At 71.1% G+C, this 17,552-nt stretch carries 14 protein-coding genes; 6 read left to right on the top strand and 8 right to left on the bottom strand.

What is annotated here, in order from left to right; all coding sequences use genetic code 11:
• Window positions 1-2: 2 nt before the first annotated feature.
• Window positions 3-998 (bottom strand): hypothetical protein, encoded by a 996-nt coding sequence (locus tag IU476_RS36005; protein ID WP_228823341.1) that lies wholly within the window; start codon window positions 996-998, stop codon window positions 3-5.
• Here IU476_RS36005 and serC point away from each other — a divergent pair.
• From serC to IU476_RS09110, 3 genes are all read left to right on the top strand, one after another.
• On the top strand, window positions 997-2,124 hold the full coding sequence (gene serC / locus IU476_RS09120) for a phosphoserine transaminase (RefSeq protein ID WP_195098579.1): 1,128 nt from the start codon (window positions 997-999) through the stop codon (window positions 2,122-2,124). The genes IU476_RS36005 and serC overlap by 2 nt on opposite strands.
• A gap of 186 nt (window positions 2,125-2,310) precedes the next feature.
• Complete coding sequence (gene sepH / locus IU476_RS09115) at window positions 2,311-3,459, top strand: septation protein SepH (protein ID WP_195098578.1); 1,149 nt, start codon at window positions 2,311-2,313, stop codon at window positions 3,457-3,459.
• A 548-nt stretch (window positions 3,460-4,007) separates the two neighbouring features.
• Window positions 4,008-4,742: a DUF6928 family protein gene (locus IU476_RS09110; RefSeq protein ID WP_324193946.1), complete on the top strand. Its 735-nt coding sequence runs from the start codon at window positions 4,008-4,010 to the stop codon at window positions 4,740-4,742.
• Window positions 4,743-4,752: 10 nt separating this feature from the next.
• Here the strand turns inward: IU476_RS09110 and IU476_RS09105 are convergent, their stop codons facing one another.
• Window positions 4,753-5,049: a DUF2537 domain-containing protein gene (locus IU476_RS09105; protein ID WP_195098575.1), complete on the bottom strand. Its 297-nt coding sequence runs from the start codon at window positions 5,047-5,049 to the stop codon at window positions 4,753-4,755.
• Window positions 5,046-5,849 carry a TrmH family RNA methyltransferase gene (locus IU476_RS09100; protein WP_195098573.1) on the bottom strand — a complete coding sequence of 268 codons (804 nt, stop codon included), beginning with the start codon at window positions 5,847-5,849 and terminating at the stop codon, window positions 5,046-5,048. The genes IU476_RS09105 and IU476_RS09100 overlap by 4 nt, the downstream gene beginning before the upstream one ends.
• Window positions 5,850-5,994: 145 nt before the next feature.
• Between IU476_RS09100 and IU476_RS09095 the strand changes: the two genes are divergently transcribed.
• Window positions 5,995-6,354 (top strand): FKBP-type peptidyl-prolyl cis-trans isomerase, encoded by a 360-nt coding sequence (locus IU476_RS09095; RefSeq protein WP_195098571.1) that lies wholly within the window; start codon window positions 5,995-5,997, stop codon window positions 6,352-6,354.
• A 3-nt stretch (window positions 6,355-6,357) separates the two neighbouring features.
• Here IU476_RS09095 and IU476_RS09090 read toward each other — a convergent pair whose 3' ends face one another.
• The 5 genes from IU476_RS09090 to IU476_RS09070 form a co-directional block, all read right to left on the bottom strand.
• Window positions 6,358-7,527 (bottom strand): YhgE/Pip domain-containing protein, encoded by a 1,170-nt coding sequence (locus tag IU476_RS09090; protein WP_195098569.1) that lies wholly within the window; start codon window positions 7,525-7,527, stop codon window positions 6,358-6,360.
• A gap of 83 nt (window positions 7,528-7,610) precedes the next feature.
• Window positions 7,611-8,960, bottom strand: coding sequence for a sensor histidine kinase (locus tag IU476_RS09085; RefSeq protein WP_195098567.1), 1,350 nt, complete (start codon window positions 8,958-8,960; stop codon window positions 7,611-7,613).
• Window positions 8,957-9,676, bottom strand: a complete 720-nt coding sequence (locus IU476_RS09080) for a response regulator transcription factor (RefSeq protein WP_195098565.1) — start codon at window positions 9,674-9,676, stop codon at window positions 8,957-8,959. The genes IU476_RS09085 and IU476_RS09080 overlap by 4 nt, the downstream gene beginning before the upstream one ends.
• 339 nt (window positions 9,677-10,015) lie before the next feature.
• Window positions 10,016-10,402 (bottom strand): hemophore-related protein, encoded by a 387-nt coding sequence (locus IU476_RS09075; RefSeq protein ID WP_195098562.1) that lies wholly within the window; start codon window positions 10,400-10,402, stop codon window positions 10,016-10,018.
• Between the two features lie 161 nt (window positions 10,403-10,563).
• Window positions 10,564-12,678: an AMP-binding protein gene (locus IU476_RS09070; protein WP_195098558.1), complete on the bottom strand. Its 2,115-nt coding sequence runs from the start codon at window positions 12,676-12,678 to the stop codon at window positions 10,564-10,566.
• A gap of 318 nt (window positions 12,679-12,996) precedes the next feature.
• On the opposite strand from IU476_RS09070, the gene IU476_RS09065 reads away from it, so the two are divergent.
• Together IU476_RS09065 and IU476_RS09060 are read left to right on the top strand one after the other, a co-directional pair.
• The gene (locus IU476_RS09065) at window positions 12,997-17,136 is read left to right on the top strand and encodes an ATP-binding protein (RefSeq protein WP_195098554.1); all 4,140 of its coding nucleotides are present in this window, start codon (window positions 12,997-12,999) and stop codon (window positions 17,134-17,136) included.
• Window positions 17,133-17,546 carry a roadblock/LC7 domain-containing protein gene (locus tag IU476_RS09060; RefSeq protein WP_011207200.1) on the top strand — a complete coding sequence of 138 codons (414 nt, stop codon included), beginning with the start codon at window positions 17,133-17,135 and terminating at the stop codon, window positions 17,544-17,546. Before IU476_RS09065 ends, IU476_RS09060 begins: the two co-directional genes overlap by 4 nt.
• Window positions 17,547-17,552 lie beyond the last annotated feature (6 nt).

Genomic DNA, 17,552 nt, shown 5'->3' with positions numbered 1-17,552 from the left:
CGTCAGGGTTGCGCCGACGCCTCCCAGTCGACCGCGACCGACTCGCCCCGGTCGACGGCGAAGAACGCGACGTCCAGATGCCGCCCCAGATCCACGAGTTCGATGGCCGTCAGCGGCACCGGCTGCATGATGCGCACCCGCCACGGCCGTGGCTCGTCCCACGCCCGCAGTTCCAGGTCCAGCCGCAGCACCGGATCGTCGCGGCCGCTGTAGTCGGCGGCGACGGGGGTGGCGGCGAGCACGGTGGCGTCGGCGCGGCGGCCGTTGGCGAGGATCTTCGCGATGCTGACCCGGGTCGCCTCCGCGGGACTCGGCACGTACAGCACGACGCGGTCGCGGTCGCCCGGGTCCACCCGGCAGCCGACCACGTCGCCGGGCCGCATCAGTTCCAGGTCCGCGGCGTCCACCCGCTGGCGCACCCGGGTCTCGTAGGGTTGCTGCCCGTCTGCCTGCACCCGCACCCAGAAGCGGTGTCCCGGCTCGGTGCGCCGGGGCCGCACGCCGAGCACGGTCGCCGTCGCGGGAATGCCGCGGACCAGCAGCTCGCGCCGGGCCGCGGGCGACAGTGCCCGGCCACCCACCACGAATCCGCGCGATTCGAGCCGTGCCAGCAGTCGGTCCAGCGGACCGACCAGCCCGCGTGCCGAATTCGCCCGCCGCGCGGCCGGTCCCGCTGCGGCTGGCCGGTGCACCTGGCCTGGACTCGACGCCCCAGACGGTAGTGACCGACTCGACGCCCCCGGCGGTAGTGGCCGATCCAGGGCGCCCGGCCACTCGTCGGCCGTCGTACTCGCCCGCGCGCCCCGCTGCTCCCGCGCGGGCTCGGGCGGTGTGGTGCCCGGGGTTTGCCTGCCGCGCTCGATCATGGCCATACCGTAGCCGTACTGTGGCGTGCGCCACGGCAATACGGATGTGCGAATCACGGCGGCGCGGGTGCGGCGGCGGGCGGTGACCCACCCGCATTCGGACCCGGGGCCAGCCTTTAGGCTGATGGCCATGACCGCTGCGTTCCCGACCATCCCCGACGATCTGAAACCCGCCGACGGACGGTTCGGCTGCGGCCCGTCGAAAGTCCGTCCCGAGCAGCTGCGCTCCCTGGCCGAGGTCGGCGCCTCGGTGATGGGCACCAGCCACCGTCAGAAGCCGGTCAAGGACGTGGTGGCGCGGGTGCGCGCCGGCCTGCGCGACCTGTTCTCGCTGCCGGACGGCTACGAGGTGGTGCTCGGCAACGGCGGCACCACCGCGTTCTGGGACGCGGCCGCCTTCGGCCTGATCCGGGAGCGCTCGCTGCACCTCACCTACGGCGAGTTCAGCTCGAAGTTCGCCACCGTGGCCAAGAAGAACCCCTTCATCGGCGACCCCATCGTCATCTCCACCGATCCGGGCACCGCGCCGGAGCCGGTGTCGGATCCCGCCGCCGACGTGATCGCCTGGGCGCACAACGAGACCTCCACCGGCGTGGCCGTTCCGGTGCAGCGCCCGGCCGGCTCGGACAACGCGCTGATCGCCATCGACGCCACCTCCGGCGCGGGCGGCCTGCCGGTGAACATCGCCGACGCCGACGTGTACTACTTCGCCCCGCAGAAGTGCTTCGCCGCCGACGGCGGGCTGTGGATCGCGCTGATGAGCCCCAAGGCCCTGGAACGGGTTGCGGAGATCAAGGATTCGGGCCGCTTCACCCCCGAGTTCCTGTCGCTGCCGATCGCGGTCGACAACAGCTCCAAGGACCAGACCTACAACACCCCGGCGCTGGCGACGCTGCTGCTGTTCGCCGACCAGATCGAGTGGATGAACGGCAACGGCGGCCTGGACTGGACCGTCAAGCGCACGCTGGACTCCTCGTCGCGGCTGTACACCTGGGCCGAGTCGAGCGAGTACGCCACGCCGTTCGTCACCGATCCGGCGCACCGCTCGCAGGTCGTCGGCACCGTGGACTTCGCCGAGTCGGTGGACGCCGCGCAGGTCGCGAAGGTGCTGCGGGCCAACGGAATCGTCGACACCGAGCCCTACCGCAAGCTCGGCCGCAACCAGCTCCGCATCGGCATGTTCCCGGCCATCGACCCCGAAGACGTCTCGCAGCTGACCCGCTGCGTCGACTGGGTGGTCCAGGAGATCGCGAAGTAGACTCTGCCGCGAACCCGCGCCGCCGAAGGCGGCGCCAAATAACAGAGATTAACGCGCACGGAAGGTCGTTCGTAGATTTTCCGCGCGCGTGTCTTGCCACATGAATCTCAGAAGTGCACTACTGTTCCAGAACGTGGGCGGTGTCGCGAGCCTGGCTGTGATCGACGCAGCGATAAGGAGGTAACGGTGCGTGAACTTCGAGTGATCGGATTGACGCCCGATTCCGCGCACATCGTGTGTGTCGATACCGAGACCGGCGTGAAGTACCGGCTGCCCGCCGACGAGAAGCTGCGTGCCGCGGCGCGCGGAGACCTTGCCCGATTCGGCCAGATCGAGATCGAAACGGAAGCAACTATGCGTCCTCGCGATATCCAGGCCCGTATTCGTGCCGGTGCCTCCGTGGAACAGGTCACCGAGGAGTCGGGCATGCCGACCTCCCGGGTGGAGCGCTTCGCGTACCCCGTACTGCTGGAGCGCGCTCGCGCCGCCGAACTCGCGCAGCGGGCGCACCCCGTCCGCAAGGACGGCCCGGCCGTGGAGACTCTCATCGATGTGGTGTCGGCCGCCTTCGCCGAGCGCGGCCACAACATCGATATCGCCGAGTGGGACGCCTGGAAGGACGAGAAGGGCTACTGGGTGGCCCAATTGCAGTGGCAGGCGGGCCGTTCGGTGATCGCCGCGCACTGGCGTTTCCAGCCCGACGCACACGGCGGCTCGGTGACGCCGCTGGACGACCCGGCCACCGACCTCATCGATCCCGACTTCGGCCGGGCGCTGCGCGGCCTGGCGACGATCCTGCCGGATTCGGCGGCCGAGCCGGCGCCGGTCGAGCCCGCCGCCGTGACCACGCACGAACCCGCCGCGCTGAACTCGCACGAGCCCGCCCGCAAGGCTCCCGAGGAGCCCGCCCCCGCGGCGTTCACCTCGCCCGAGCCCGCGCAGATCACCGCCGGTGAGGACGAGCCCGAGTACTTCGAGCAGCGCGCCGCGGTCGGTGGCAGTGCGGTGCCGGTCGCCGCGAAGGGCACGGCCGCCCCCGCGCAGCCCGCACCCAAGAGCACCCCGGCCACGCCGCCGCCCGCCTCCCCGGGCAGTGTCTCGGCCGCGCCCGCCGCGAATGCCCCTGCGACCCCGGCACCGTCGACCCCGCCCGCGGCTCCGGCCGCCGAGCCCGCCGCCCCGGCCGCGCCCGCCGCGAGCACGGCCGAGCGCTCGGGCCAGTCGGCACAGCCGGCCAAGCCCGCCGCCCAGAAGTCCCGCTCCAAGCGCGGCGGCAAGGCCCCGATGCCGTCCTGGGAAGACGTGCTACTAGGCGTCCGCAGCTCCGGCCACTGAGCGCCCGGCGTAAACCGTTGCGCGGGTAGTCGAATCCGCGTTCCTCGTCCCCTCCGCCACGCGCGGACCTTTGGCGTTCCCGCGCGTGTGGCTGAGCTGTACCGCTCGTGCCCGGTGCTGACTATGCACTCGCCGGGATCGGATGCTGTGGACTTGGGCGTTGTGGATCCCGGCCGAAAGCGTGCCGGGATGACGGGATGCGCCTGCCGGGGTTGTTGATCGCGGCCAATAGTGGGGTGGGGTGCGTGAGGGTGGGACGAGTGGGTACGTCGGGGAGAGTGGGCGTTGCTGTTGACTCGGTGATTGCCAGGTTCTGGTAGGGGATTCGGTGGTTGCCGTGTGGCGGTGTGGGTGATCAGTCCTCTTGACACGCGGAGCGCAATGCGAAGCGCGGCGTTTTCGGGTGTTGGGGGAGTAGATTTTCGGTGTGGCCGCGCGGCGGTTCGGGCGGGCATCGGGTGGGTCGCGGCGTGGGTGCGGCGTCCGGTATCCGAGGTTTGCTCGGGAGTAGCTCTGCTTACTCGTGCGAGGATCGGGAGGTGTCGGAAGTGCCGTCTACAGCTTCGTCCCTCTGGTACGTCGACGACCCCGATCCGGTGGCGGTGCTGCGCGCCCACCCGGATCCCGATCCGGAAGCCGCACTGGCACTGGCCAAACAGCTGAACCCCGAGCGCGATGTGGTGCCCGCGGCGTCGGGCACGCTGAAGGTTTGGGCCGGGCCGGATCCCGGGTCGATCTACATCGGCTGCTATCCCGGCGTGACGGTGGTGTGCACGGGGCAGGCGGCGCTCGCCCACCCCACCGCCCTGCCCGAACTGCTGGTGCGGCCGCTGGCCTCCGAGCACACCTACCTGGTCTCCTACGACATCCCGCACGGCTGGGGCGCGTTCGCGCATTGGGAGCGTGGTGAATTCCGCCGCGCGTTCAGCGCCACCCGGGTCGACATCCTGGAGGACGAGGGCCTGCCGCTGGTGTGGGAGCGCCCGTTCTGGGCGGGTGAGCACCCGGTGCACCTGCATCCCGGCGAGCTGCCCGACCCGCAGATCCTGCCGTTCGACCCGCCGGCCTTCGCCGACGAGGCCAACGCGGAGTGGCTCGGATTCCGGTATCGCGGAGCGACTTCCGACGACGCGTTGAAGCCCTCCGACATCGCCGTCTGCGGTTTCAGCCTTTACCCGAAAGGCGAGGCGCCGCGACCGATCGTGCCGGCCGAGCCGGAAGAGCCGGAGCCACTCGGGAAACGCTGGTTCGGCTGGCTGCGCAACCGCGACCGGGTCTCGTAGCGCCGAGGGCTCACGCGGAGACGGCGGCGACCAGCAGGACGAACCAGCCGAGCAGCACCCCCGCCGCGAGACCGCCGAGCACCCAGCGCGTCACCGGTGTGGCGCGCCACCGCCAGGCCGTCGGCGCGGCCCCGCCGACCGCGATCAGGTTCACCGCCACCGACAGCAGCCAGTGCACGTGTGCCAGCGCGTTGCCGAAGGAGTACACCCCGGCGGCGGTGAGCAGCGCGACCAGGGTGGCGACCGCCAATCCCGGTGCCCACGGGGTGGGTTCGGCATCGTCGGGGGTGCCGTACGGCTGAGTCACGAGGTGCGCACCCTTTCGTAGAAGGCCATCGCCGCCGCGGTGGCCACGTTCAGTGAGTCGGTGCCGGGCGCCATCGGGATGCGGGCGCGCACGTCGGTCGCGGCCATCGCCGCCTCCGTGAGCCCCGGGCCCTCGGCGCCCAGCAGCAGCGCCACCCGGTCGCCGGTCAGGGCGGTGGCCAGGGTCGCGGCGGCCGGGTCCGGGGTCAGGGCGATGAGCCGGAAACCCTTGTCCCGCAACATCTCCAGGCCGTCGGGCCAGCTCGGCAGGTGAGCGAACGGCACCCGCAGCACATGCCCCATCGACACCCGGACCGCCCGCCGGTACAGCGGGTCGGCGCAGCGGTCGCCGAACAGTATCGCGTCGGCGCCCAGCCCGGCCGCGTTCCGGAAGATCGAGCCGATGTTCTCGTGATCGTTGACGCCCTCCAGCACGGCGATGGTGCGCGCGCCGGCCAGCACCTCGTCCACCGTCGCCGCGGCGGGACGGCGGGCCGCCGCCAGCACGCCTCGGTTCAGATGGAACCCGACCACCTCGGCCATCACCTCGGCGCTCGCGCGGTAGTAGGGCACCGCCGAGCCCGCGAGGTCACCGGCCAGCGTCTCGTACCGCCGGCCCACCCCGAGCAGCGCGAACGGCGTGAACCGCGAGGCGAGCATGCGCTGCACCACCACCACGCCCTCCGCGATCACCAAGCCTTTCCCGCCGGGCAGGTCCGGCCGCCGGTCCGCGGAGTTGAGGTCGCGGAAGTCGGCGACCCGGGGATCGGCGGGGTCGTCGATATCGATCACTACGGCCACGGGCAACCATCTTGCCCGGCCCGCCGCGGGCGCCGCGCGCACGGTCCGGCGCGGATGTGACGCGGCTCGTCCTCCCGACAGGTTTCACCCCGGCCACTATGGTGAACACTGTCTGTCGGCCTATCCATCGAAAAGAAGAGGACGCATGACCAAGCCGCAAGTCGAGTTCCAGGAAGGCCCCGCGCCTACGGAGCTGGTGATCAAGGACATCGTCGAAGGCGAGGGCCCCGAGGCGGTGCCGGGCGGCACGGTCGAGGTGCACTACGTGGGTGTGGAGTACGACACGGGCGAGGAGTTCGACTCCTCCTGGAGCCGCGGCGAATCCATCACGTTCCCGCTGCGCGGCCTGATCCAGGGCTGGCAGGACGGGATTCCGGGGATGCGGGTCGGCGGCCGGCGGCAGCTCACCATTCCGCCCGAGCTGGCCTACGGCCCCGAGGGCGCCGGGCACCAGCTGTCGGGCAAGACCCTGGTGTTCATCATCGATCTGCTGGACGCCAGCTGATCGCTAGTTCCGCACGATTTCCACCGGGTCGCTGATGTTCGTGGCGATCGCCGACTGCTGATTGCCGCTGTGCGCGGGCAGGGCGTTGAGGGCGTTGCCGGCCTGGGTGTTCAGGTTGGCGACGATCTGCTGGAGCTGCTGCACGCCACCGGTGAGCGCCGCGATCGCGCCGGTCAGCTGGCTCGCACCCTGATCGGCCAGCAGCGGAACCTGTTTCGCCAGTTCGGCACCCTGGTTGAGCTGGGCGCCGGCGTCGGACAACCGGTTCGCCGCATCGCGCAGCAGAGTGCTGACCGGCGTGTTCGGATCGGTGTTCGAGCCGGTGAGCTGAGCGAACCCGGACAGCTGCGCGCCGGCCTGACCGGCGACGCCCTGCAATGCGTCGAGTTTGCCGATGATGTCGGCCAGCCGCGGGTCGTTCGCGAACGGCAGGGCGCGCAGCAGCGGCAGTGTCTGATTCAGCCCCGTGCTCAAGGTGTCGGCGGTGCTGGAGATCTGCCCGATGGTCAGGCCGGTCGCGTCGAGCGCGCTCGCCAGGCCCTCGGCCTGCGCGGTCGCCGCCCCGAGGGTGCTGTTCAACTGCGCGATGCCCGCGTTGAGCTGCACCGCACCGTCTTTCGCGGTGTTCAGGAAGCCGAGCATCTCGTCGGCGCCGCCGGTGAACTGACCCGAGGCGTCGGCGGCCTGCTGCACGCCCGCGCCGAGCAGCTGCGAGGTGAGGGCGACCTGCTGCACCGAGCCGCGCGCGGTGCCGACGGCCGCCAGCGTCTGATCCACCCCGGCCGCGCTGATCCGGCGGGTGACCTCGTTCACCGCGTCGTTGACCAGATTCGCGTCGGCGTGCGCGTTGGTGTCCACGGTGACCTGCGCGCGATGCGGCTGCGTCGACGTCAGCGTCGCCAGCGACGAGGACAGGTCGCCGGGCAGCGTGATCACGGCGGCGTAGTCGGCCGTGCTCGCCCCGCCGGGTTCGGCGACGGTCCACTCGCGGATTCCGCCGTCCCGCAGACCCTTCACGATCTTCGCGCCGGTGGTGCCGGTGTCGGTGTTCACGATCGCCACCGCCGTCGGGGCGGCGGTCGACTCCCGCAGCCAGAGCAGGCCGCCGGTGACACCACCGGCGACCACGAGCACACCGGCGAGTGCGAACCAACGCGTACGTTTTGCGATCACAGGACACACCGTAGAGGTCCGAGATGGTCCGCTACTGGCGCTTCTCTGAGGATTCGGTAAGGGCCGCGGATGTCGGCGAATCGCTAAGCCGGACAATCCGTCTCGCGGTCGGGCAGCATCAGCACCAGGCGCACCCCGGACAGCGTGCCGTCGTCGAAGAACGCGCGGCCGCCGTGCAGCTGGGCCTGCTGGGCGACCAGGGCCAGGCCGAGCCCGGAGCCGCCCTTGCCGGCCTGGCGGCCGCGGACGAAGCGTTCGAACACCGCGGCGCGCTCGTCGGGCGGTATGCCGCGGCCGTTGTCGTCGACCGAGATCACGATGTGGCCGTCGGCGGTGCGGTGCGCCGACACCAGCGCCTCGGTGGCGCCGCCGTGCCGGGCCGAATTCGCCAGCGCGTTGTCCACGGCCAGGCGCAGACCGGTGGGCAACCCGCGCGTCACCAGTTCGGGGTCGGTGTCGATGCGCACTGTCAGCTGCGGGAAGTGCCGCATGGCGTCGTGCGCGGCCTGGTCGACCAGATCGCCCACGTCGGTCTCCACGTGGTCGCGCTCATTGGTGAGTTCGCCGGCGGCCAGCCGTTCCAGCGCGGCCAGTGTCGACTCCACCCGGTTCTGGCTGCGCTGCAGGTCGGCGAGGATCTCCGCGCGCTGGGTCTCGTCCAGGTCGAGGGTGCGCAGGACCTCCAGGTCGGTGCGCATCGCGGTGAGTGGGGTGCGTAGTTCGTGCGCGGACACCGCGGCGAAGTCGCGCGCGGTCTCCAGTGCCGCGGCCGTCTCCGCCTGGGCACGCCGCACCCGGCCGAGCAGCGAATTGACCGCGTCGGCAAGCTTTTCCGCCTCCCGCACGCCGGAACTGCCGACCGCCGCCTCGTGTTCGTCGGTGCCGCTGCGGGCGCTCACCTGCCGGGTCAGGTCGGCGATCGGCCGGACCGCGCGCCCGCCGAACACCCAGCCCAGCCCGGCCGCCGCCGCCACCGCGAGGCCGGCCGCGCCGAGCACCCAGCGGCGCTGCTCGGCGGTGGCGTGATAGGCGTCGGTCAGCGGGATGGCGATCGACACCGTGCGGCCCTCGGGCTGGTTCTCGGTGGTGGTCAGCACCCGGAACGGGGTGCCGTCGATGTCGAGGGTCTGCGAGCCCGGTTTCAACGTGGGCAGCCGGACGCTGGTGGACGCCACCACGTCCCGGTCCTCGCGCACGGTCACCGCCATGTCCCGATTGGGAGTGACCAGCGACAGCACCCCGACCGCGATCACCGGCTGCATAAGCACGATGCGCGCGGCGATGGTGAGTTCCTGGTCGGCCTGCGCGAGATTGTTGCGTTCCAGCGCCCGCACCGACACCCAGCTCAATACCGCGGCGATGATGACCGCGCCCAGCGCCGCCGCCCCCGCCACACGGGTACGCAGCGAGTACGAGTGGCGCCGGCGGCTCATTTAGGGGCCCGCAGCACGAATCCGACGCCGCGAATGGTGTGCAGCAGCCGCGGCGTCCCGCCCGCCTCCAGCTTGCGCCGCAGATAACCCACGAACACGTCCACCACATTGGTGTCGGCCGCGAAGTCGTACCCCCACACCAGTTCCAGCAGCCGCTCCCGGCTCAACACCACCCCCGCATTGCGCGCCAGGGTCGACAACAATTCGAATTCCCGCTTGGTGAGCTCGATCTCGTCGCCGTGCAACAGTGCCCGATAACCCGCGACGTCGATCTCCAACGGCCCCACCACGATCGCATCCGGATTGGCCGCCGTACCCGCGGTGTCGGTCCGCCGCCGCAACAGCGCCCGAATACGCGCGACGAGTTCCGCCAACACGAACGGCTTCACGAGATAGTCGTCGGCCCCCGACTCCAGCCCCGCGATCCGATCGTCCACCGAATTCCGCGCCGACAGCACACAGATCGGCACCTCGTTCCCCATCGCCCGCAACGCCGTGACCACGCCCGCACCATCCAGCACCGGCATATTCATATCGAGCACGATCGCGTCCGGGGCCCCTTCACTCACACACCGCAGCGCCTCCGCCCCGTCACGAGCGATCAACACATCGAACCCCGACAGCCGCAATCCCCGCTCGACCGAAGCCAGCAGATCTTCGTCATCATCGACCAGCAGAACCCGGGAAGTCTCACGCTCGCTCGTCACGTCACCCATTCTCCTGCGCTGAACCCCCAGAACTACTCCCGGCGCGCCCACCCCCATCGGCAAGCCGCGCATCTCACCCCACGCAACCAGCCAAATCAACCCCAGCAGAGCATCTCTGTACCCCGGCAACTCGGCCGCGAAGCGCTAGCCAAACACCGCCACCCCCAAGGTTTTCGGCGCGTCTCGGTTTTCGGGCGCCGCTGCAACGCGACGAAGGAGCAAGCAGCGGCGCCCGAAAACCGAGACTCAGGCGCCGAAAACCCGCCGGAGCGAAGCGGAGGCCAAAAACACAGCCCTCACGAAACTAGGACCCCCGCTCCACCCGTCAACAACAGACCCGAGCCCGAATCAGTAACTGTGGCAACTATCCGCCACAGCCTGAACAGTCGCCCGCACCGACTCCGCCCGCGGATCGTTCTCCGCCCGCTGCGCCTGATCCGGATGCTCCTGCGCATACTGCTGCAACTCCGCCCGCCGCTGCTCCACCGGCTGGTCGAACTTCTGCTGCAGCATCGCCTTCTGCTCCGGGTTCGCGTCCAGCACGGCGGCCAGTTGCGGGTTCTTGTCGTGCAGCGCCGCGTCGACCTGCGCGAAGGTGCAGTCGGAGTTCAGCAGGGGCGCAACGAGTTCGGTCGGGTCGGCGGACGCGGTGCCGGGGAACAGCAGCGCGGCGGTGGTGGCGACGCCGCCGACGGTCAGGGCGGCACCGGTGAATCGCAGACGCAACGAGGACATGAAAAACCTTTCGGGTCGAGGTCGCACCCGGGCCCGGCGGACCGAGCCCTGGCGCTCGTTCGGTGACCGGTATACCCGGCCCCCGCCGAGACAACCCGTCAGACGTTAGGGCAGGGGTGTAGGAGCCTCGTGAACCGAGACTGAGAAAACTGTGAGGACTGTCACCGGACGACGGGATGCCCGTCGGCGGGGGTGTCCGAGTCGTCGGGTACGCCGGGGTCCGCGGTCTCGCCGCCGGGGTGCTCGGCGGCGCGGCTGGCCAGGATCTGGTCCTCCAGCGCGACCAGTACCGCGGGGTCCTCGATGGTCGCGGGCATTTCGGGGCGCTCGCCGGACGCGATCTGGCGGATGCTGCGGCGCAGGATCTTCCCGGACCGGGTCTTGGGCAGCGCGTTCACCACGATCACGTCGTGCAGGGTGGCGATGGCCCCGATCTGGTCGCGCACCCGCTCGATCACCTCGGCGCGCAGCTGTGCCGGGTCGACCCGGACGGTGCCCGCGCCGACGCCGCCGGCCTTGAGGACGACGTAGGCGATCGGCCGCTGGCCCTTCAGCTCGTCGGGGACGCCGATCACCGCGCATTCGGCGACGAGTTCGTGCCCGGCGACCGCGGCTTCGATGCCGCCCGCCGACAGCCGGTGCCCGGCCATGTTGATGACGTCGTCGCTGCGGCCGAGCACGAACAGGTAGCCGTCCTCGTCGAAGTAGCCGGAGTCGCCGGTGAGGTAGTGGCCGGGAAAGGCGGACAGGTAGGAGCGGGTGAAGCGGTCGTCGTCGCCCCAGAGGGTGGTCAGGGTGCCGGGCGGCAGCGGCAGGCCGATGACGATATTGCCTTCGGTGCCCGCGGCCACCGCGTCGCCCTCGTAGTCCAGGACGCGGATGCGGTAGCCCGGCACGGGCAGCGACGCCGAGCCCGGCTTGACCGGAAGTTCTTGCAGCCCCAGCGGATCCGCGCAGATGGGCCAGCCGGTCTCGGTCTGCCACCAGTGGTCCACCACCGGGCAGTCGGGGCGGTCGGCGAGCAGTGTGTCGCGGGTCCACTCGAAGGTGGCCGGGTCCAGCCGCTCGCCGGCGCAGAACAGCGCGCGCAGCGAGGACAGGTCGTGGCGGCCGGCGGTGGCGGCCTCGGGGTCGGCGCGGCGGATGGCGCGCAGCGCGGTCGGCGCGGTGAACATGACGTGCACGTCGTGCTGGTCGACCAGCCGCCAGTAGGCGCCGGAGTCGGGGGTACCGGTCGGTTTTCCCTCGTACAGCACGGTGGTGGCGCCGACCAGCAGCGGCGCGTAGACGATGTAGGAGTGCCCGACGACCCAGCCGATGTCGGAGGTCGTCAGCATGACCTGGCCGGGGCCGACGTCGTAGATGTTGCGCATCGACCAACTCAGCGCGACCGCGTGGCCGCCGTTGTCGCGCACCACGCCCTTCGGCTTCCCCGTGGTGCCGGAGGTGTAGAGGATGTAGAGCGGGTCGGTCGCGGCCACCGGCACCGGGTCGGCGGGTTCCGCGTCGCGGATCATGTCCTCCCAGTCCAGCCATTGCGCGGCAATCGTTTCCGCGGAGCCGGGGAGCAGATCGGTGGCGGGCTGCGGCGTCGCGAACCGAATGGTCGGAAACCCGCTGCGCTGCTTGACCACGACGTGCCGGGGCGCGGTCGTCTCGACCTGATCCAGCGCCTGCAGCACGATCGGCGGGTACTCGATGCGCTTGCCGGGCTCCAGGCCGCCCGAAGCCGTCACGATCAGCACCGGTTCGGCGTCGTCGATGCGGGCCGCCAGCTCATGGGCGGCGAACCCGCCGAAGACCACCGAGTGCACCGCGCCGATCCGGGCGCAGGCCAGCATCGCGACCACGGCCTCGGGGATCATCGGCATATAGACGACGACCCGGTCGCCGGTGCGCACGCCGAGCCGCAGCATCGCCCCGGCGAACTGCGCGACCTCCGCGAGCAACTCGGCGTAGGTGTAGACGCGTGTGGCGCCCGTCATAGCGGAGTCGTATATTAGGGCCGGCTGGTCCGCGCGGCCGCCGGTGGGCGGGAGTTCGGCGTCCGTCGAGTCCGCTTCCGATGTGAGATCGCGCACATGCCGGTCCAGTGCGTTGTAGGAGGTGTTGAGGCGACCATCGGTAAACCAGCGAGCCGTCGGGCGGGCGGTGCTGTCGAGGATCTGGGTGGGTGCAACATCCCAGCTGATCGCCTTCGCAGCGGCACCCCAGAAGTCGGCGGGATCGACCAGGCTGGTCTGGTAGGTGGGCCGGTACTCCTGCTTCGCGTTCAACCGTGTGACTCCCTGCCTCGCCTCGATGCCCGCCTCGATAGATCAGCCTGATTGTGGCAGACTTCACGCGACGTCCGGACGGGTGCCGCGACCTTTGATTTTGTCTGGAACCGCCAGGTCAACGGCTGGACGTTGCCAACAGGTCACACAAGAAGTTATTGATCCGTTAGAATCGCATGCCACATATGTCGGCCGTCATGGACGCAATTTCTCGGCCAGCCGCAGTTCTCGGTCAGACCTGCCTGTCGAGCCACGCCCACCCGCATGGGAGGCTCGCTGATGGCGCATGGCTGGGGCCAGTTTGGAAAGTGAGTGGAGATGCGTGACGCCGCTAGGTCCGGCAGGAAGCGTTGGGCGCTTAGCAACTGGGACCTGCGTTGGAAGGTCACGGCGGTACTCGCCGTCCCCCTCCTCGTCGCGGTGGTGCTCGGCGCCTCCCGGATCGCGGCCCAGTTCGGCGATTCCAGCGAACTGGACACCGCGGTCAAGCACGTGCAGGCGATTCCGGCCGTCACCGGCCTGAGCGCCGCGGCGGCCACCGTCGCCGGTGAGCAGATGATTCAGCTCGGCCCCAACCAGTCGCTGGTGCAGGAGGCCGATCTCACCCAGCTGGACAATGCCATCACCGCGGCCGAAAAGGCGGCGCCCCGGTTGGACGGCGTGTCGGGCGGGCGCGCCGCGATCGAGGGAATGATCAACGGCGCCAAGGCGGTCCGCGCCAACGGCACCGCGCCCTCGAAGACGGTCGAGGAAGCGCTCCAGCAGGAAGAGGCGATCCGGCAGAACAGCGTCCGTACTGCCGAGGCCATCACCGCGACCATCTCCGACCCCGGCGTCGAGGCGGCGAAGCTGCGGCTGGTCGACTCCCTCAACACCCGCGCGGTGCTGATCTCCGAGACCGCCGGCATGGCCGAGGCGATCCGCGGCAACGTCAAGGACGGTTTGCGCGACTTCCAGATCGCGGCCAACACCGAGCGCCAGATGCTGGGCATCCTCGCGCACCGCTTCCCCGACGGCGACCCGTCCATCGCCGAGCTGACCCAGCTGGTCAACAACCGCATCTCGCTGACCAACGGGCCGCAGGCCGCCTCGGGTCAGATTCCGCTGCAGGATCTTCGGCAGTCGGCCCTGGACAGCCTCGCCGGCTACCAGAAGGTCGTGAGCCAGTCCAGCGCCGATATCGACGCGCAGGTGAAGAGCCTGGCCGACAACGCCCGCACCGGCGCCGTGCGCTACGCGGTGATCGTGATCGCCACCATCATGGCGGCGCTGGTGCTCGCGGTGCTGATCGCGCGCTCGATGATCGTCCCGCTACGCAAGCTGCGCCTGGCCGCGCTGCGCGTCGCCGAGCACGACCTCGGCCACGAGGTGTCCCGGCTGCGCGACGGCGCCAGCCCCGAGGACGTGCCGCTGGAACCGATGCCGGTGCACACCGAGGAGGAGGTCGGCCAGCTCGCCCGCGCGGTCGACGACATCCACGGACAGGCCTTGCGCCTGGCCGCCGACCAGGCCGCCATGCGTACCCAGGTCAACGACATGTTCGAGACCCTGGCGCGGCGCTCGAAGTCCCTTGTCGACCATCAGCTCTCGCTCATCGAGGCGATGGAGTACGACGAGAAGGACCCGCGCCTGCTGGAGAACCTCTTCCGGCTGGACCACCTCGCCGCCCGCATGCGCCGCAACGGCGACAACCTGCTGATTCTGGCCGGTACGCCGAAGCAGCGCCGCGGCAAGACGGCACCCGTCGAGATCGCCGACGTGCTGCGCGCGGCCATCTCCGAGGTCGAGGACTACGAGCGGGTCAAGCTGGGCGCCACCCCGCGCGGCGCCATCACCGAACCGGCCGCCTCCGACCTGGCGCACCTGTTCGCCGAGCTGCTCGACAACGCGCTGCGCGCCTCGCCGCCGGAGACCGACGTCAAGTTCACCTTCGCCCAGGCGCACGACCAGGGTCTGCTGATCGAGGTCGCCGACCGCGGCATCGGCATGCCGCCCGCGGAGATGGCGGAGATCAACCGCCGCCTGGAGAGCACCGCCGAGGTCGGCCCCGACACCGCCCGCCACATGGGCCTGTTCGTGGTCAGCCGCCTGGCCGAGCGGCACGGCCTGACCGTGCGGCTGCGGCCCACCTTCGACACCGCCCGCGATCCCGGTGTGACGGTGACGGTGCACGTGCCCAAGGCCATCATCGTGACGCCCGGCGGCGCCGGGGTGCAGATCCCGTCGCAGCAGTCCGGCCCGCAGCAGCAGGCGCCCGCGCCGCAGCGGCCCAGCCCGGCGTCGATGCAGATGCGCGCGGTCACCCGCACGCCCAGCGGCAATGTCATGGTCACCGTCGATCCCACGTCGAGCGGCCCGATCGCGGCCGACGGCGAGCGGAACGGCACCGAGCGCCCCGCTGCCGCCAACGGCGCCCCGCCCGCGAACGGCGGACTGCCGCAGCGCCAGCCCGGTACCGCGGTGCCCGGCGGTCTGCCCAAGCGCGAGCCCGGCGCCAACGGCCCGACGGTCCGGCACGGCGTGGCCGGTGCCGAGCGCCGTCCGGCCGAGGGGCCCAAGCCCGCGGGCCTGCCGCAGCGCGAGCCCGGCGCCGGTCTCCCGCAGCGCGAGCCCGGTGCGCACGGCCCGCTGTCGCCCGCCGCCCAGCCCGGCGCGAATCTGCCGCAGCGCGGCAGCAACGCGCCCGCCCAGCCGCAGGCCGGTCTGGCGGCGAACATGCTCAAGCGGGCGCCGGGCGCCGGTGGTCAGCCACCGGCGCGCCCGTCCGGACTGACGGGTCTGCCGCAGCGGCAGGGCGGCGGGGGACTGCCGCAGCGCGAAGGCGGTCTGCCGCAGCGCGAGCCGGGTGCCGGTGGCATTCCGCCGCGCGAGCCCGGTAGCGGCCTGCCCCAGCGTGGTGGTGATTTGCCGCAGCGTGGTGGTGATCTGCCGCAGCGCGGTGGTTCGCTGCCGCAGCGGGGTCCCGGCGGGCTGCCGCAGCGCTCGCCCGCGCCGAACACGCCGCCGCCGGGCGAGGACGTTGCCGAGCGCCCCGCGGCCAAACTGCCGCAGCGCGAATCGGGCGCGACCGGTCTGCCGCAGCGTGAGCCGGGCGCCGGTGGGATCCCGCCGCGCGAGCCGGGCAGTGGCCTTCCGACCCGCGAGCCGGGCAGTGGTCTGCCGCAGCGCGAGTCGGCGGCGAACGGTCTGCCGCAACGAGATGCGGGCCGCAACGGCCTGCCGTCCCGGCGGCCCGGGTCGACCGGTCTACCGCAGCGCGAGCCGGGTACCACCGGCCTGCCGCCGCGCGAACCGGGCGCCACCGGTCTGCCGCAGCGTGCCGCCGGCGGTCTGCCGCAGCGGGAGCCGGGCAGCACCGAACTGCCGCCGCGGGAGCCGGGTTCCGGTCTGCCGCAGCGCGAATCGGCCGGTGGCCTGCCCAAGCGCGAGCCGGGCAGCGGTCTGCCGCAGCGGGAGTCCAGCGGCGGCCTGCCGCAGCGGGAGTCCAATGGTGGTCTGCCACAGCGGGAATCGGCGGCGAACGGCCTGCCGCAGCGCGAGTCGACCGGTGGTCTGCCGCAGCGCGGCGCGGGTTCCGGCCTGCCCCAGCGGGAATCGACCGGCGGCCTGCCGCAGCGGGACTCCGGTCTCGGTCTGCCGCAGCGGGAGAGCAAGGGCCTGCCGCAGCGCGAGCCCGCCACCGGGCTGACCCAGTCGGAGGCCGGGAGCGGCCTGCCGCAGCGCGCCTCGGGCCTCGGCTTGCCGCAGCGCGAGTCGACCGGTGGTCTGCCGCAGCGCGGCGCGGGTTCCGGCCTGCCGCAACGGGAATCGACGGGCGGTCTGCCGCAGCGGGAGTCCGGCGGCGGACTGACCCAGCCGGACGGCGGCCTGCCGCAGCGCTCGGCGGGCTCGGGTGGTCTGCCGCAGCGTCAGCCGGGCGCCGGTCTGCCGCCGCGCCCGTCGCCGACACCCGGGCTGAGCCTGCCCCAGCGGGAACAGCGTGCCGCCGAGGATGATTCGGCGGCCGCGGGCGAGGGCCGGGAACAGGGTCGGCACAGCTTCAAGTCGAACCCGCAGAAGACCGCGTCCTTCTTCCAGACCCGACTGCAGCCCGCCGACGACACCGGTTCGTCGATGGGCGGCACGCCGATCTTCGCCGAGATGATGTCGGCGTGGCTGTCGGATCCGAACGCGGACAGGTCCCAGGTGGCCGCCTCCTTCGAATCACCCGGTGACGAAGGCTGGCAAGCCGCCCGGCGGGCCGTGGAGGCCCAACCCGAGAAGCGGACGGCGGCCGGATTGCCTCAGCGCGATCCCGGCAACCGCCTGGTTCCCGGTGGCGTCATCGGCAAGGCCGATAGCACGCCGAAGCGTGATGCAGAGTCCATCAGGTCAAGTCTGAGTCGTCACCAGCAGGGCGTCCGGGATGGCCGCGCAATGAGAGCAATGAACCTAACCGGAGATAAAGGAGACCGATGAACCCCGATCTAGGTGGTACGAACCGTCAGCTGGATTGGCTGGTTTCGAACTTCGCCAACGAGGTTCCGGGCGTCGCTCATGCCGTGCTGGTTTCGGCGGACGGTCTGTTGATGGCCGCGAGCGCTCAACTGCCCGTGGATCGCGCAGAACAGCTGTCGGCGGTGACCGCGGGGCTAGCCAGCCTCTCGGTCGGTGTATCGAATCTGTTCGAAGGCGGCACCGTGCTGCAGTCGGTAGTCGAAATGGAACACGGCTACCTCCTACTGATGGCGGTCGGCGACGGCTCCTATCTCGCGGTGCTGACCAATACGTCCTGCGACATCGGACAAGTCGGCTACGAGATGGCGCTGTTGGTCGAGCGAGTGGGCCAGACAGTTCAGGCCACACCTCGCGTCACGATGGGTTCCTGATGGTGG

Origin of the sequence: Nocardia blacklockiae, from assembly GCF_015477355.1 — a bacterium.
Lineage (GTDB): Bacteria > Actinomycetota > Actinomycetes > Mycobacteriales > Mycobacteriaceae > Nocardia > Nocardia blacklockiae.
Note: the sequence above shows the minus strand (reverse complement) of the source record. Positions and strands in the feature narration are given on the sequence as shown.

Bases quoted from the DNA above. Each gene is read 5' to 3' on its own strand.
- IU476_RS09095 (WP_195098571.1), top strand. From the start codon at position 5,995: ATGACCAAGCCGCAAGTCGAGTTCCAGGAAGGCCCCGCGCCTACGGAG.
- IU476_RS09065 (WP_195098554.1), top strand. From the start codon at position 12,997: ATGCGTGACGCCGCTAGGTCCGGCAGGAAGCGTTGGGCGCTTAGCAAC.
- IU476_RS09075 (WP_195098562.1), bottom strand. From the start codon at position 10,402: ATGTCCTCGTTGCGTCTGCGATTCACCGGTGCCGCCCTGACCGTCGGC.
- IU476_RS09060 (WP_011207200.1), top strand. From the start codon at position 17,133: ATGAACCCCGATCTAGGTGGTACGAACCGTCAGCTGGATTGGCTGGTT.
- IU476_RS09080 (WP_195098565.1), bottom strand. From the start codon at position 9,676: ATGGGTGACGTGACGAGCGAGCGTGAGACTTCCCGGGTTCTGCTGGTC.
- serC (WP_195098579.1), top strand. From the start codon at position 997: ATGACCGCTGCGTTCCCGACCATCCCCGACGATCTGAAACCCGCCGAC.
- IU476_RS36005 (WP_228823341.1), bottom strand. From the start codon at position 998: ATGGCCATCAGCCTAAAGGCTGGCCCCGGGTCCGAATGCGGGTGGGTC.
- IU476_RS09085 (WP_195098567.1), bottom strand. From the start codon at position 8,960: ATGAGCCGCCGGCGCCACTCGTACTCGCTGCGTACCCGTGTGGCGGGG.